The sequence below is a fragment of the Microcoleus sp. AR_TQ3_B6 genome (assembly GCF_036702785.1).
Classification (GTDB): domain Bacteria; phylum Cyanobacteriota; class Cyanobacteriia; order Cyanobacteriales; family Microcoleaceae; genus Microcoleus.
This window is the reverse complement of record NZ_JAUBVJ010000243.1, coordinates 1-1,196: the sequence shown is the minus strand read 5'-3', so window position 1 is coordinate 1,196 and position 1,196 is coordinate 1. Positions and strand designations below refer to the sequence as shown.

Annotated in this window: 2 protein-coding genes; both read right to left on the bottom strand. The window is 47.1% G+C overall.

Annotated features, from left to right (window positions below; genetic code table 11):
* Window positions 1-398 (bottom strand): transposase (locus QUB56_RS36965; protein ID WP_332961313.1); only part of this gene is annotated, 398 nt, incomplete at its 3' end.
* Window positions 399-441: 43 nt separating this feature from the next.
* Window positions 442-1,164, bottom strand: coding sequence for a transposase (locus tag QUB56_RS36960; RefSeq protein WP_332961312.1), 723 nt, complete (start codon window positions 1,162-1,164; stop codon window positions 442-444).
* Window positions 1,165-1,196: the final 32 nt, after the last annotated feature.

The following is a 1,196-nucleotide window of genomic DNA, read 5'->3' as shown; positions in this document are numbered from 1 at the left end:
GAAAGCATCTTGACCGTGTGTCCCACGGCTGCAAGTCCTCGAATCAGAACTACTTGAGCGGCTGCAACGTCTCTATCCGTCCTATAGCCGCAATGTTGGCACGAATGAATACGCTCGGATAGCTCTTTCTTGCCCGTCTCGACTAAGCAGTTAGGACATATCTGACTGGTTTTCTTGCTGTCAACCTTAAGAAAGAACACTCCGCGTTTGCCACAGCACTGCTCTAATACTTGAAAAAATTGTCCCCATCCAGCGTCTAAGCAGTGCTTCCCCAAGAAGCCTCGCACTAGACCTTTGAGTTTCAAATCTTCCACAAATATCATCCCCGCCCAATCGCAGAGATTGTGAGCTATGAGCCAGTAGTAGTTTTTCCGAGTATTTGCAATTCGTTCGTGCAGTTTGCTGACTTTAACTTGCGCTTTCTTGCGGTTATTCGACCCCTTAACTTTTCAAGGGTACTCTCTGTTGCAGTAATCTAAGCTTGCGTTCGAGCTTCTCGAAAGGTCTGGGATTGGGGAACAACTTACCATTAGAAACCGCAGCCAAGTGACTAATTCCAACGTCTACTCCCAGCGCTTCGCCATGTGGCATGACATCTGGAACGGATACATCCCACTGCAATGTCAACATGGCAAACCATCCGCTAGCACGTCTGACTATCCGAACCTGTTTTAGCTTTGCGCCATCAGGAATAGAACGCGATTGGCGGAACTTGATCCAGCCAATTAAAGGTAGCTTGATAGCGCCATCTCTTACGGCATCTATCCCAACTTGAGGAAAAACGAAAGAGCGCATGGTTCCACTCTTCTTGAATCGAGGGAAACCATGTCCTTGCTCCCACATGCTGACGAATGCTTGTTCTAACCGACGAAGCGCCTGTTGTAGAACTTGAGATTGCACTCGCTGTAGGTTCCCAGAAGTTTTCCTATAGGCTGTTAATGTCTGGCATTGACTGGCATAAGTAGGGCGTTTGGTTTGTGCTGGAATGATGTATTCGGACTGGAGAGAACAAGCATTTATCTGACAGCTACGAGATTTAAACCAATCTTTGCGCTCGGCTAATGCATAGTTGTAGACGCGCCGACATTGTTCGAGCCAGTCTTCAAATCGGGCAACTTGCGCTGATGTGGGTTTGAGTTTGTATTCGTATGTCAGACTAAACACTTGCATCACCTCCTCTATTTACTATAGCTTAA